Annotated in this window: 10 protein-coding genes; 4 read left to right on the forward strand and 6 right to left on the reverse strand. The window is 34.5% G+C overall.

Translation table 11 applies throughout. The features are described 5' to 3' along the window. Positions 1 to 38 precede the first annotated feature (38 nt). The 3 genes from typA to ACFQ39_RS11820 all read right to left on the reverse strand — a co-directional run bounded on the left by typA (position 39) and on the right by ACFQ39_RS11820 (position 4,467). Positions 39 to 1,808 (reverse strand): translational GTPase TypA, encoded by a 1,770-nt coding sequence (gene typA, locus ACFQ39_RS11810; RefSeq protein WP_377179157.1) that lies wholly within the window; start codon positions 1,806 to 1,808, stop codon positions 39 to 41. Between the two features lie 218 nt (positions 1,809 to 2,026). After that, positions 2,027 to 3,292, reverse strand: coding sequence for a metallophosphoesterase (locus ACFQ39_RS11815; protein ID WP_377179159.1), 1,266 nt, complete (start codon positions 3,290 to 3,292; stop codon positions 2,027 to 2,029). A gap of 8 nt (positions 3,293 to 3,300) precedes the next feature. After that, on the reverse strand, positions 3,301 to 4,467 hold the full coding sequence (locus tag ACFQ39_RS11820) for a proline dehydrogenase family protein (protein ID WP_377179161.1): 1,167 nt from the start codon (positions 4,465 to 4,467) through the stop codon (positions 3,301 to 3,303). An 89-nt stretch (positions 4,468 to 4,556) separates the two neighbouring features. Here ACFQ39_RS11820 and aroB point away from each other — a divergent pair, with 89 nt between their 5' ends. After that, positions 4,557 to 5,624: a 3-dehydroquinate synthase gene (gene aroB / locus ACFQ39_RS11825; RefSeq protein ID WP_377179163.1), complete on the forward strand. Its 1,068-nt coding sequence runs from the start codon at positions 4,557 to 4,559 to the stop codon at positions 5,622 to 5,624. A gap of 84 nt (positions 5,625 to 5,708) precedes the next feature. Then, the gene (gene yidC / locus ACFQ39_RS11830) at positions 5,709 to 7,628 is read left to right on the forward strand and encodes a membrane protein insertase YidC (protein ID WP_377179165.1); all 1,920 of its coding nucleotides are present in this window, start codon (positions 5,709 to 5,711) and stop codon (positions 7,626 to 7,628) included. Positions 7,629 to 7,652: 24 nt separating this feature from the next. Here yidC and ggt read toward each other — a convergent pair whose 3' ends face one another. Together ggt and ACFQ39_RS11840 are read right to left on the reverse strand one after the other, a co-directional pair. Continuing rightward, positions 7,653 to 9,368: a gamma-glutamyltransferase gene (gene ggt / locus ACFQ39_RS11835; protein ID WP_377179167.1), complete on the reverse strand. Its 1,716-nt coding sequence runs from the start codon at positions 9,366 to 9,368 to the stop codon at positions 7,653 to 7,655. Beyond that, on the reverse strand, positions 9,369 to 9,953 hold the full coding sequence (locus tag ACFQ39_RS11840; protein ID WP_377179169.1) for an acyl carrier protein phosphodiesterase: 585 nt from the start codon (positions 9,951 to 9,953) through the stop codon (positions 9,369 to 9,371). It abuts the gene before it with no gap. Positions 9,954 to 10,019: 66 nt separating this feature from the next. On the opposite strand from ACFQ39_RS11840, the gene rocD reads away from it, so the two are divergent. After that, positions 10,020 to 11,273 carry an ornithine--oxo-acid transaminase gene (gene rocD / locus ACFQ39_RS11845; protein ID WP_377180015.1) on the forward strand — a complete coding sequence of 418 codons (1,254 nt, stop codon included), beginning with the start codon at positions 10,020 to 10,022 and terminating at the stop codon, positions 11,271 to 11,273. An 11-nt stretch (positions 11,274 to 11,284) separates the two neighbouring features. On the opposite strand, the gene ACFQ39_RS11850 is transcribed toward rocD, so the two are convergent. Further along, positions 11,285 to 12,016: a Crp/Fnr family transcriptional regulator gene (locus ACFQ39_RS11850; protein ID WP_377179171.1), complete on the reverse strand. Its 732-nt coding sequence runs from the start codon at positions 12,014 to 12,016 to the stop codon at positions 11,285 to 11,287. A gap of 56 nt (positions 12,017 to 12,072) precedes the next feature. Here ACFQ39_RS11850 and ACFQ39_RS11855 point away from each other — a divergent pair, with 56 nt between their 5' ends. After that, a complete protein-coding gene (locus ACFQ39_RS11855) occupies positions 12,073 to 14,448 on the forward strand; it encodes a heavy metal translocating P-type ATPase (protein WP_377179173.1) in 2,376 nt (791 codons plus the stop codon). Positions 14,449 to 14,472: the final 24 nt, after the last annotated feature.

Genomic DNA, 14,472 nt, shown 5'->3' on the forward strand with positions numbered 1-14,472 from the left:
CACTTTAGCCTATCCGAATTAACAAAATCTTAAAAAATTTAAACGAAATTAATTTTTCGCATTCTTAAACTTACTGGCGTTACCTCTAAATATTCATCTTCACGAATATATTCAAGACATTCTTCGAGAGAAAACTCAACTTTTGGAGCAATTTTCAAGCCTTCATCAGAACCTGAAGCCCTAACGTTTGTCAATTTTTTTCCTTTAATTAAATTCACACCCATATCATCCTGGCGGTTATTCTCACCTACAACTTGACCTTTATATATTTCCTGGTTAGGATCTATAAAAAATCTTCCTCTATCTTGCAGTCTATCAATAGCATAACCCGTTGCTTTTCCTGTTTCAGATGAAACAATCGCTCCGTTTGTCACTTCACTAAAATCACCTTTGGTAGCGTCATATCCTCTTAATCTATGGTTGATAATGGCTTCACCTTGGGTTGCGGTTAAAATTTTATTTCTCAAACCTATTAGCCCGCGAGATGGAATATCAAACTCCAAATGTTGAAGGTCTCCCTTTGGTTCCATCACCAAAAGATCACCTTTTCTTAGAGTAACTAAGTTAATCGCTTTACTTGCAAATTCTTCAGGAACATTAATGACCAAAGTTTCATAGGGTTCAGACTTCACCCCATCAATTTCTTTCATAATAACTTGCGGACGTCCAACTTGCAATTCATAACCCTCTCTTCTCATAGTTTCAATCAACACTGATAAATGTAAAATACCTCTTCCGTAGACATCAAATTTATCTTCACTACCAGTTTCTTTTACTCTAAGCGCGAGATTCTTTTCTGTTTCCTTGAACAATCTGTCTCTTAAATGGCGAGAGGTTACAAATTTTCCCTCTCTTCCAAAAAATGGTGAATTATTGATGGTAAACAACATACTCATCGTGGGTTGATCTACCTCAATTCTAGGTAAAGGTTCTGGATTTTCTAAATCTGCTAAAGTGTCTCCGATTTCAAAATCATCTAAACCGGTAATCGCACATATATCTCCACTTCTAACTTCAGAAACTTTTGCTCTTCCTAATCCCTCAAAGGTATGAAGTTCTTTAATTCTTACTTTCTTCTTGCTTCCATTTGATTTACAAAGAATATAGTCTTTGTTTTCCTCTAAATCACCTCTAAAAACCCTTCCTATCGCAATTCTTCCGGTAAAAGAAGAAAAATCCAATGAAGTGATTTGCATTTGCGGAGTTCCTTCACGATAAGGCGCTTCGGGTATATTCTCGATTATCGCATCTAATAAAGGAATGATATTATCTGTTGGTTTTTGATAGTCTGTACTCATCCAACCATTTTTTGCCGAACCATAAATTGTAGCAAATTCCAATTGCTCTTCTGTGGCATCTAGGGCAAACATCAAATCAAATACTTTTTCATGAACCAAATCAGGCGTACAATTCTCCTTATCCACCTTATTCACTACTACAATTGGTGTTAAACCCAATTCTAACGCTTTCCCTAAAACAAAACGGGTTTGAGGCATAGGTCCTTCAAAAGCATCTACCAACAACAGCACTCCATCGGCCATTTTTAAAACACGTTCCACTTCACCACCAAAATCGGCGTGACCAGGTGTATCAATCACATTGATTTTTACACCGTTATACACAATAGATACGTTCTTTGACAAAATGGTAATCCCCCGTTCTCTTTCAAGGTCGTTGCTATCTAATAACAAATCTGTTCTTTCCTTTCTGTCGTCTAGTATTTTTGCCTGGTCGATAATCTTATCGACCAATGTTGTTTTTCCATGATCTACGTGAGCGATGATCGCGATATTCCTGATTGATTGCATCTGATTTTTTTTGATGTGCAAAAGTAATTGATTTTAAATGATTTCCGCTCGCTTAAACGGAGTTTATTTTTGTTTACAAAGATTTAATAACTTTCTGAAAGACAATTATTTATAAAACAACTCAAATTAGAATTATAATTCGGCCTAATGGGACATTTAAAAATTTAAGAATTGAAATGACCAATTCTTAAAAATTACCTTTTTATTTTTTCATGTTATTAGGCCAAGGGCGATTGTAAATTGATAAGGGTAATCTCCGGTAAAATTCCTACCCTACCCGGAAAACCTATATAACCAAAACCTCTATTTACATACAGAAATTGATTCTTTTTTTCGTATAGCCCAGCCCATTCCGGATAGAGATATTTGACAGGGCTCCATTTAAATCCCGGAATCTCCACACCAAATTGCATGCCATGAGTATGTCCGGATAAAGTGAGATCAAAATGCGTAGGATGATCGATTACCTTTTTATTCCAATGGGTCGGATCATGAGACATCAATACTTTAAAAGGGACATCCTCTACCCCGAGAACTGCCATATCTAGATCGCCGTTTTGTGGAAAGGGAGGTTTCCCCCAATTTTCTACACCAACAATACTTATTTTATCATTTCCCTGGTAAAGTATAACAGCTTCATTATTGAGCAAGTTAAAATTCATTTCTTTGTGAAACTCCTTTAAAAGCTCGTTGTTATCACTTTTTTCTTGTTCCGTGTTCCAACTCTTATAATCTCCATAATCGTGATTTCCTAAAACAGAATAGGTACCAACTTTGGGTTTTAATCTTTTAAATTCCTCTACAAAAGGTTTAATCTCTCTGGCATCGTAATTCACCAAATCTCCTGTAAATAAGACCACATCTGGATTTTGGTCGTTGATCAAATCAATTGCTTCTCGAATCGCATAGATATCATCAAAACTACCTGAATGAATGTCTGAAATCTGTACTATTTTGAAACCGTTAAATGATTTTGGCAAATTATTAAAAGTCATATTCAGGTTTCTCACTTTGAAATTGTATTTTCCTTTGGCTACACCATAAATCATGGAAGTAAAAGGAATGGCTGCAGCCGTTAGTCCAATTTGCCTAACAAATTTTCTTCTGCTATACAATTTTACCTTTTGAGGAGATTTTCGAAATGCTTTTAAAGATTGACGGATAAACAAAATTGAGGTTCTAATCGTATCTTCAAGTAAAAAGAATGACACTAAAACTACCTTAAACACTAAAAAGGCAAAGAAAAATCCAATAAAAAAATTTCTAAAATAGGTTGATTCTAAAGGGTGTATCGTAAAATTTTGTACGAGAAAATAAAACCCGACATAACCAAAAGCCATCCCGATTATATAAATAAGTCCGAGTAAATTTTTACGAGGCAAATTTTTCATGCCATGACTTAAAGCATAAAAAACATAGGCATCTATGGCTAATAAAACGGTTGTTAATAATGGTATGTTGGGATCAATATTTCTTGTCGACATTAATTTCTTTACAATTTTCTTCTTTTTTTCTCTTTGGCAATTAAATCCAATTCTCTATTGGTCTGTCCTGCTACCGAAGTGTTCTCTTCAGCTCTCCTAATAAGGTAAGGCATCACATCTTTTACAGGACCAAATGGTAAATACTTGGCTACATTATAGCCTTCTTTTGCCAGATTAAAACTTATATGATCACTCATACCATATAACTGACCAAACCATAATCTCTGATCATTTTTTTCTAAACCAGATTTTTGGATTAAATCCATCATTAAATACGAGCTTTCTTCATTATGTGTTCCACAGAAAATAGCCATTTTATCGATGTTTTCAAACATGTATTTTAACACATCGTTAAAATTTTTATCTGTTTCCGCCTTGTCTTTGCAAATAGGGTCTGCATAACCATTCTCTTTGGCACGCTCCCTTTCTTTCTCCATGTAGGCACCTCTTACAAGTTTCATACCAATTTTGAAATTATTCTTTTGAGCTCGTTCAGAAAGGCCCTTCAAATAATCAAGTCTATCCCATCTGTATAATTGTAATGTGCTAAAAACAATTGCTTTTTCTTTATTATATTTCATCATCAATCCCTCTGTCAGATCATCAACTGCCTCTTGCATCCAACTCTCTTCGGCATCTATTAATAAAGGTACATCGTAATCAAAAGCCAGTTTGGCAACTTTTTCGTAGCGTTGACGAACTCTCTCCCACTCCAATTTTTCTTCTTCTGTCAGTATTTTTTTTTCAGTTATTTTTTGATACAACTTAAATCGACCGAAACCAGTTGGCTTAAAAACTGCAAATGGAAGGGCATCTTTTTCTTTAACAAACTTTAAAATTTGAAGGATTTTTTCCATCGCAAAATCAAATTGATTCTCAATTTCCTTACCTTCTACAGAAAAATCTAGGACAGAATGTACATTTTTCGTGTACATTCTATCAATAATGGGCATACAATCTTCTTCACTAACTCCACCACAAAAATGATCAAAAACAGTTGAACGAATTAAACCTTCTACAGGCAAGTTTGATTTAAGCGCAAACTTGGTTACGGCACTGCCGATTCTTACCAAAGGTTCACTTTTTATCATTTTAAATAAAAAATATGCTTTTTCTAAGTCAGAATCAGATTTTATCGCAAATGCTGTTTCCGTGTTATCAAATATATTATTCATGTGTTCATTTTTTTAACAAAGATAGATAGTCGCATTTATTTTTTAATAAAATTCTCCGTTATTTGCATCACAAAAAAGCAAAAAATATAATGTCTGTTATTCAATCTACCGGTTACCCAATCTACTTTCAAAATCCTGGATATAAAGCGTTAGGTGATTATCTCCGAAATAATCGTTTTTCAAAAATCATAATACTGGTTGATGCAAATACAAAAAGAGATTGTTTACCTCTATTTAAACAAAAGTTTGGACTTGAATTTGCCTATGAAACTATCGTTTTACCTCCTGGTGAAGAGTTTAAAAATATTACAACCTGCGTTGAAATTTGGGAAGAACTGAGCAGAATTAATGCCGATAGAAAGAGTTTGGTGATCAATTTAGGTGGTGGCGTAATTACTGATATGGGCGGATTTATAGCCTCTTGTTTTAAGAGAGGTATTGAATTTGTAAATATCCCAACAACATTATTGAGTATGGTTGACGCCTCCGTAGGTGGTAAAACTGGTATAGATCTGGGTACACTCAAAAACCAAATAGGTTTGTTTAGTAATCCAGCCATGGTCATCATAGATTACGACTATTTGTTGACGGTGCCGAAGAGAGAATTGAAGTCCGGATTAGCAGAAATTATTAAATATGGATATACTTTCGACAAAACTTTATGGGAAACAATACACAGGTTTGAAGATATCGATTTAAACGAAGTGAATGAATTGATCTACAAATCAATTGACATTAAAAATGAGGTAGTAAAAACCGATATGAAAGAAACAGGATTGAGAAAAACTTTAAATTTCGGACATACCATAGGACACGCCGTTGAATCCTATTTCCTAGATAGTAAAGAGAAAGAAAATCTCACCCACGGTGAAGCTATTGCTGTAGGAATGGTTATAGAAGCCTATTTTTCTTATAAACTCAATGGGTTTCCTCTTGTAAAAGTTGATGAACTTAAGTCATTTGTCAAAAATTTTTATGGTAAAGTTGAAATGTCTAAAAATGATATCACATCGATTATACCACTTATGATGTATGACAAAAAAAATGTAAGTGGTCAGGTGAACTTTGTTTTATTAAAAGAGATGGAAAACTGTATTTGGGATATAAATGTACATGAAGATTTACTTTTAGAAGGGTTTGCCTATTACGCAGACTAAATTAACCGAGCCAATCCTATCCTTTAGACAAATTTTACTACTTTTGCCCCGCATTTAAAAACTATAGTTAGCAAAGGCTTTACGATGGAAGAAAAAAAATTTGACCTCAATTCCGCAATAGGATTTGTTTTATTAGGAGCGATCATGTTGTGGTATTTATACTCAAACCAACCAACGCCAGAAGAACTTCAAGAGCAAGAAGCTCAACAAGAACAAATTCAAGAAGAAACAAAATCCTTATCTGAGGTTAATGATACAAGCGTTACCGAAGCTGTCATCAATACTTTTGATACAGATTCTTTGGCATTATCTAAAGCACAAAACACGTTAGGAGCTTTTGCTTATGGAGCAGCATTGCCCAGCGCTAAAGAAGGGACAACTACCTTAGAAAATAATTTAGTTAGAATTGAAGTTGCGAATTTAGGTGGACAAATTACAGAAGTTGAACTTAAAAACTACAAAACTTTTGATCAGAAACCCTTGTACATTATCAAAGACGGGAATGCTAATTTAAACATACAATTTAGCACAACAGATAACCGCAACTTAGAAACAAAGAACCTTTATTTTGAACCTAGCCTGACAAAGAGTGGTGAGGATCAGATCCTTTCTATGAAATTAAAGGTTGCCGCTAATAAATTTCTAGAATATAGATATACCTTAAAACCTGATGATTATATGATGGATTTCAGCATACAATCTACAGGTATGGAACAGGCAATAGATGGGAGTAAATCCATTGATCTAAATTGGCAAACTACGAGCTTTAGAACAGAAAAAAGTGTAAAATACGAAAATCAATATACAGATTTGCGTTATTTATTTAATGAGGATGAGTTCGAATTTATGAGCCCCGCATCAGACTTTAATGAGGATGAAGCAGAAAATGTAAATTGGATTTCTTTTAAGCAACAGTTCTTTACGTCAATTTTGCTTGCAGATAAGCCTTTTGAAAAAGCTAAACTAAGTTCAAAAAACTTAGTACAAGACGAGGAGATTGATACTGTCTTCACAAAAGATTTTGCAGCCGCTATACCTTTGAAGATGGAAAGCGGAGAATTGGATTATAACATGAATCTTTTTTATGGTCCGGTAGATTACAAAGTTTTAAGAGAATACAAAGGCAAAGACCTCGATAGAATCGTTAGTTTAGGTTGGGGAATTTTTAGATGGATTAATAAATACTTGTTCCTTCCGGTATTCTATTTCTTGAGTTCTATTTTCTCTAGCTATGGTATCGTGATTATTTTAATGACCATTGTCGTTAGAATTTTAATGTCGCCCATGGTGTACAAATCTTATTTATCGAGTGCCAAAATGAAAGTTTTGAAGCCGGAGATGGAAGAGATCAACGACAAATTCAAGGGGAAAGACAATGCCATGAAAAGACAGCAGGAAGTGATGGCTTTGCAGAGAAAAGCCGGTGTAAGCCCCTTAGCAGGTTGTGTACCTGCACTTCTTCAAATGCCTGTTTTCTTTGCCTTATTCAGATTCTTCCCTTCGAATATCGATATTAGACAAAAGGGATTTTTATGGGCAGACGACTTATCTGCTTATGATGAAGTGCTTAAGCTTCCATTTAACATCCCATTTTATGGTGATCATGTTAGTTTGTTTCCGATTTTGGCTTCAGTTGCAATTTTCATTTATATGCAAATGACACAAAGTCAACAAATGAATATGCAGCAGCCTCAGCAAGAGGGTATGCCAGATATGCAAAAAATGATGAAAATTATGCTTTGGATGTCGCCAATCATGATGTTGGTTTTCTTTAATAGTTATGCGAGTAGTTTGAGTTTATATTATTTTATTTCAAACTTATTGACTATTGGAATCATGCTAATCATTAAGAACTTTATTATTGATGAGGATAAAATTCACGCTCAAATTCAAGAAAACAAAAAGAAACCTGAAAAAAAGAAGAGTGCTTTTAGGCAAAAATTAGATGATGCGATGAAGCAAGCGCAAGCACAACAAGAATTGCAGAAAAAAAATAAAAAGTAAAATGAAGCGGCGAAAGCCGCTTTTTTAATAGCCTATGGCTGTGTCATCTCCCCTTGGGTCTGCCCCACCTTCCAAAAGTCCATTTTCCAATACTAATATAGCATCAACTTTCCCTATAATTCTGGCATTACTATGATCGATTTTATAACCTTTCTCTCTCAGTTGAGCGAAATTCAGGGTGTCAAATTGACTTTCAAATTTAATCTCATCCGGTAACCATTGATGGTGAAATCTCGACTTTGAAACAGATTCTTGCATACCCATGTTAAAAATACCCACATTTAGTATATTCTGAACAACAGAGGTTATAATTGTAGAACCTCCCGGGGATCCTAAAACCATTTTTAAATTACCATTTTGCTCCACAATCGTTGGTGTCATAGAACTGAGCATGCGCTTTTCCGGTTCTATAGCATTGGCTTCCGCCCCAACCAGACCAAACATATTTGGTACTCCTGGTTTTATACTCAGGTCGTCCATTTCATTATTTAAAAAGAAACCTGCTTTTTCTACATAAACCTTAGAACCAAAACCACCATTTAGAGTTGTCGTTACCGACACGGCATTACCAAAAGGATCAATAATTGAATAATGAGTTGTTTGATCACTTTCAACCACCTCGATTAATCCATGAGAAACGGTTGTAGAGGGTGTCGCGTAAGTCCAATTAAAACTGCTCATCCTATCATTTAGATATTCAGCAGAAATCAATTCTTCTTGAGGAATTTCTACAAAATCGGGATCTCCTAAATAATAAGCTCTATCTGCATAACTTCTTCTTTCAGCCTCCACTAATAACTGAATATATTCCGGAGAATTATGAGACAATTTTTCAAGTTTGTAAGGCTCTAAACTTTTCAGAATCTGTGCCAAACAGATTCCTCCACTAGAGGGTGGTGCCATAGAGATAATTTCAAAATCACGAAATTTAAATACAAGCGGATCACGCTTTTTGACATTATAGGCCTTCAAATCTTGTTCTGTCAAAATCCCGCCCAACTCCTGTACTTTTTCAATCATCATTTTTGCCGTATACCCTTCATAAAACTCTTCAACACCATTATCTCTAATTCTTTCAAGGGTTTTTGCCAATTCCACATATTTAATGGTATCTCCTTGTTTCCAATCTCTATTTAAAAAAATATCTCCTTTGTTCGCCTCTTTAAAAAATGGAGCATAATAATGTAAAGCTTCTTCATCGTTCTCTGTCACTACTACCCCACGCTTGGCTAAATCTATGGCAGGCTGTATCAATTCTTGAAAAGGCAATGTGCAATGAGCTTTATAAATTTCGAAAATTCCTCCAACGCTACCAGGTACTCCAATAGCGAGAGCCCCTAAAGTACTTAGGCCATCTATGACATTACCTTCTTCATCTAAATACATGTCTCTATGTGCTGATAATGGCGCCTTCTCTCGAAAATCATACGTACCCTTTTCTCCATTAGCTAGACGATAAACTGTAAAGCCACCACCACCAATATTTCCCGCAACGGGGTATGCCACCGCCAAAGCGAAATGAGTAGCGACCATCGCATCAAAAGCATTTCCTCCTTTATTCATAATGGCCACACCAATTTCAGAGGCTTCCTTCCTAGCACTTACAACCATGGCATTATTTGCCAAAACTCCCTTTAGAGCATCAGACTTACTTTCTTTTGATACTGGATTTTCTGCACATTGTGTAAATCCCAAAATTAAAAGGATAGACAAAAATATTCTCACTATTTGCATCATCATTTATAATGTTTTTAACTTTTCTTTCGATGATTCCATCAGCTCAGGAAAAAAAATGTGAAAATCTGTTTCCAATTCTTCATAAGACAATTGCAAATCAGAAATAGCTAAATCCATTTGAGATCTAAGTTGAGTTCTTCTGTTCATCCCTTTCAAAACATTTTCAATTCCTTCAAAAGTGGCATAACTTTCCAGCCAACTTTGCTCTACCAAATAAGGAACCATTCTTTTGGTATTCTCCGGTAATATATCAAAATTCCTTTCTAAATTTTGATAAAATAGCTCACTAAATTCATGTAGGCTTTGTCTGCAAAAATCTGTCCAATTTATGGCGAGAAAATGATCGTAAAAGATATCAATGATAATTCCCTTATATAATCCATATTTTGGATCGAGTCTCCTTTTACTTATTCTTACCTGGGGATGATCATCTGTATAACTATCTATAAATCTATGTAATAAAATCCCCTTTTGAATTTCATCTGGATAATTTAAATACTTTTTACCTTTGACAGAATCGGCAAAAAAATTCCCTAATTGAATATTTTCATTATTATCTGAAAGATAGATATGGGCAAGAAAGTTCATTAGGTGAATTTAGAAAAAATTGATCATTTTCCGTTTGGAAACCCTATTTTTGTACAAAACTTTTTTATTATGCTGGAACAAATGATATCTTCGGAAGAAGCCATGTTGCTAGAAAATGAGTATGGTGCTCACAACTACCATCCATTACCGGTTGTATTACACAAGGGAGAAGGAGTTTTTGTCTGGGATGTAGAAGGAAAACAATATTATGATTTTCTTTCTGCCTATTCTGCTGTAAATCAAGGGCATTGTCATCCAAAAATCATTCATGCACTTGTAGAACAGGCAAAAAAATTAACACTTACTTCAAGAGCCTTTCACAATGATATACTCGGTTTATATGAAAAATTTGTTTGCGACTATTTTGATTTTGACAAGGTTTTGCCAATGAACACAGGTGCTGAGGCGGTAGAAACGGCCATCAAATTGGCAAGAAAATACGGTTATGAAAAACGAGGAATAACACCTGATAAAGCTAAAATAGTGGTTTGTCATAATAATTTTCATGGCAGAACAACTACGATCATCTCTTTTTCAAATGATGAAACGGCTCGCAAAAATTTTGGGCCATTTACAGAAGGTTTTATTTCTATACCCTATGATGCGCCGGAGGCTTTAAAGCAAGTTTTAGATAACGATCCCAATGTGATTGGTTTTTTAGTAGAACCTATACAAGGTGAAGCAGGAGTTTATGTACCTCAAGATGGCTTTTTAGCCGAGACAAAAAGAATATGTGAAGATCACAATGTACTTTTTATAGCTGACGAGGTACAAACCGGAATTGCAAGAACTGGTAAATTATTAGCTGTTGATTATGAGAATGTTAAGCCAGATATTTTAATTTTAGGCAAAGCTATTTCTGGTGGAGTATATCCTGTATCAGCTGTTTTTGCACAGAACGAAGTGATGGAAGTGATCAGACCTGGGCAACACGGCTCTACATTTGGTGGAAACCCATTGGCCTCCGCTGTTGCTATTGCAGCCTTGAAGGTTGTAGAAGAGGAAGATTTAGCAAATAATGCTCATGTTTTAGGGCAAATATTCAGAGATGAATTAACAGCCTTTGCAAAAGATCATAGTTTGATCAAATTAGTAAGAGGAAAAGGACTATTGAATGCAATTGTTATAGACAATAGCGAGGAAAGTAATTTAGCTTGGGATATTTGTTTACAATTAAAAGAGAATGGTCTTCTCGCCAAACCTACCCACGGTAACATTATCCGCTTAGCTCCGCCTTTGGTTATGAATAAGAAAGAGTTATACGAGTGTATCTCAATCATCAAAGACACTATCATGCAAATAGAAAAAAGAGTGGGTTAACCACTCTTTTTTTAATATCCTTCCGTAAGATGCTGGAGTTTCTGGGCATCTAATATTTTTATCCTCTTTCCTGAAAGTTGAATGTATCCCTCTTTTTTAAATTCAGATAGTAAACGAATCGTTGATTCTGTGGCAGTTCCAATGGCATTCGCAATTTCTTCTCTGGTCAAATTTACATTGATAAAACCCTCACTATCCTTTCCAAAGATTCTTTCAAAGAATAAAATGATTTCCGCCAATCTTTCTTTCACATTTTTTTGAGCAATATTCGCAATCGAATTATTGGCCTCATCTAAATTATCACAAATGGATTTTGTTAGATCAAGCGAAAATTCATAATTTTTTTTAAATAATTCGAGCACCTCACTCTTTGGAATAAAGCATACATCCATATCTTCAAGAGCTGTAATGGTTAAATGAGCTACCGTTTCACTTAAAATAGTACGGTGTCCTATCAGTTCTCCTTTTTTAATGAATCTCACAATCTGCTCTCTGCCATTTGGTGCAAGTTTGGTGAGTTTACATTTTCCACTTTTCAAACAATAAACTCCTTTTAAGGTGCTTCCTTCTTCGAATAACACCTCACCTTTCTTGATATGAATAGATTTCTTGTTCTTATTTACTTTAGATAATTCCTCAATCGGAACTTTACTGAAGGAATTTAATTCACGTATCGCACACTTCTCACAGTTTTCTGACATAGCCAAGATAGAATTTCGGTAAAAATAAATAAAATATGACATTTATCATTTTTTTATGTCACAAATTTCAAAGAAATTTGCCCTTAATTTTCTACTGAATGCCATTACCCCCTTGCTACCATTGCGGAAATAAATGTGAATCTGAGGAGATAAATATTGATGATAAACTTTTCTGCTGCAACGGTTGTAAAACGGTTTACGAAATATTGAATCAACACGATCTTTGCGACTATTACGACCTTGAATCAAGTCCAGGAACTATCCCAGCTGACATCAAAGGCAAATATGATTATCTCGATAATGAACTGATTGCAGACAAACTTTTAGAATTCAACGATGGTGAAACGGCCGTGATCAATCTTTTTATACCAACAATTCATTGCAGTTCGTGTATCTGGGTATTAGAGAATTTAGACAAACTAAAGTGGGGCATAAAAAAATCTTTAGTCAACTTTCCTAAAAAGGAAGTTAGGGTCACCTTTAAAATAAAAGATGTTTCTCTTAAAGAAATTGTTGAATTACTTGCTTCCATTGGATATGAGCCTTATATAAGTTTGGAAGATTCGACCAAATCATTAAAAAGCCAGAATAGAACCTTAATTTACCAATTGGCTTTGGCGGGATTTGCCTTTGGCAATATCATGTTACTTTCTTTTCCTGAGTATTTTGAGATGGATGAATTTTGGTTAAATAGGTTTAAACCCTTTTTTAGGATATTAATGTTCGCCTTTGCCGTACCGGTGGTCGTTTATTCGGCCAAGGACTACCTGATTTCTGCCTATCTAGGGTTGCGAAAAGGTATTTTAAATATCGATGTTCCCATTTCTTTAGGAATTCTCGTTCTCTTTTTTAGAAGTTCTTATGAAATTTTCAGTCATACGGGCCAAGGTTATTTTGATAGTTTATCCGGATTAGTTTTCTTTCTTTTATTAGGGAAATTTTTTCAAAGTAAAACTTATAATTTTTTGTCCTTTGAAAGAGATTACAAATCTTATTTCCCTATTGCAATTACAAAAGTTAACAGAGACGAAAGTCATGAATCCATAGTGGTAAATGATATTCAAAAAGGCGATCGCTTATTAATTAGAAATGAAGAGATAATTCCTGTTGACGCCATACTAATCAATGGAAATGCACATATAGACTACAGTTTTGTAACCGGCGAATCTGACCCTGTAAGAAAAATTTCCGGAGATAAAATATTTGCTGGAGGTAAACAAACAAATGGTGCCATAGAAATTGAAGCTCTTGAAACTGTTGTTCAATCTTATTTGACACAATTGTGGAGTAATGATATTTTTCAAAATCAATATACCAAAAGCATAAAAAATATTACAGATTCCATCAGTAAATATTTTACGGCAATTATCTTGCTTATTGCTCTAATTGCAGGAATATATTGGTTCAAGATCGACCAAAGTGTTGCCTTTCAAGTTGTATCTGCTATACTCATAATTGCCTGTCCCTGTGCTCTAGCTCTTTCGGCACCTTTCGCTTTGGGGAATATGTTGCGTATTTTTGGTAAGAACAAATTCTACTTAAAAAATGCACAAGTCATAGAGAATATAGCTCGGGTAAATACCTTGGTTTTTGATAAAACAGGAACCTTGACGAGCAATAGAGCCTCTGAGATATCCTATTTTGGAAAAGAATTGTCCAAAGATGAATTGGCAAAAGTAAAAAGTGTATTAAAATCATCTAACCATCCTTTAAGCAGAAGGCTTTACACATTCTTGCCAAATTTTAAAGAACAAAACATCACAGAGTTTCTTGAGTTACCCGGAAAGGGTATAGAAGGAATTGTTTCAAATGCCAGTATCAAAATCGGATCTTCAAATTTTGTAGAAGCAAATGAAAATAATACTTTATTGACTGAAATTTTCATCAAAATACATGATGAAATAAAAGGCAAATTTGTTTTTAAGAATGCTTACAGAGAATCTATCAAAGAAACTTTTGATTCTATTTCTCCTGTTTATAAAATCAATATTTTGTCTGGCGACAATGAGGGTGAAAAACAATTTTTATCCTCCTTGCTACCTCATGATTCAGAATTGTTCTTCAATCAAAAACCAGAAGACAAGTTAAATTATATCAAAGAGTTACAAAATTACGATCAAAATGTAATGATGTTAGGGGATGGACTAAATGATGCAGGAGCATTAGCACAAAGCAATGTTGGTATCGCTGTTTCTGAAAACATTAATGTCTTTTCTCCTGCCTGTGATGGCATACTCGATGCCTCAAAATTCTATCACCTACCTGTGTTTTTAAAGCTATCAAAATTAACTATGCGTATCATTATTTTCAGCTTTATTATTTCTTTTTTATATAATATAATAGGCATGTATTTTGCTGTATCAGGTCTTTTATCGCCTGTAGTTGCAGCTATTTTAATGCCTCTGAGTTCTATAACCGTGGTGACATTTGTAACGATGGCTACCAATTTTATTTCCAAAAAATTATTACTTTAGTCTTCGTTAAACTTTTGTTAATGA

Origin of the sequence: Namhaeicola litoreus (assembly GCF_042679565.1) — a bacterium.
Lineage (GTDB): Bacteria > Bacteroidota > Bacteroidia > Flavobacteriales > Flavobacteriaceae > Namhaeicola > Namhaeicola litoreus.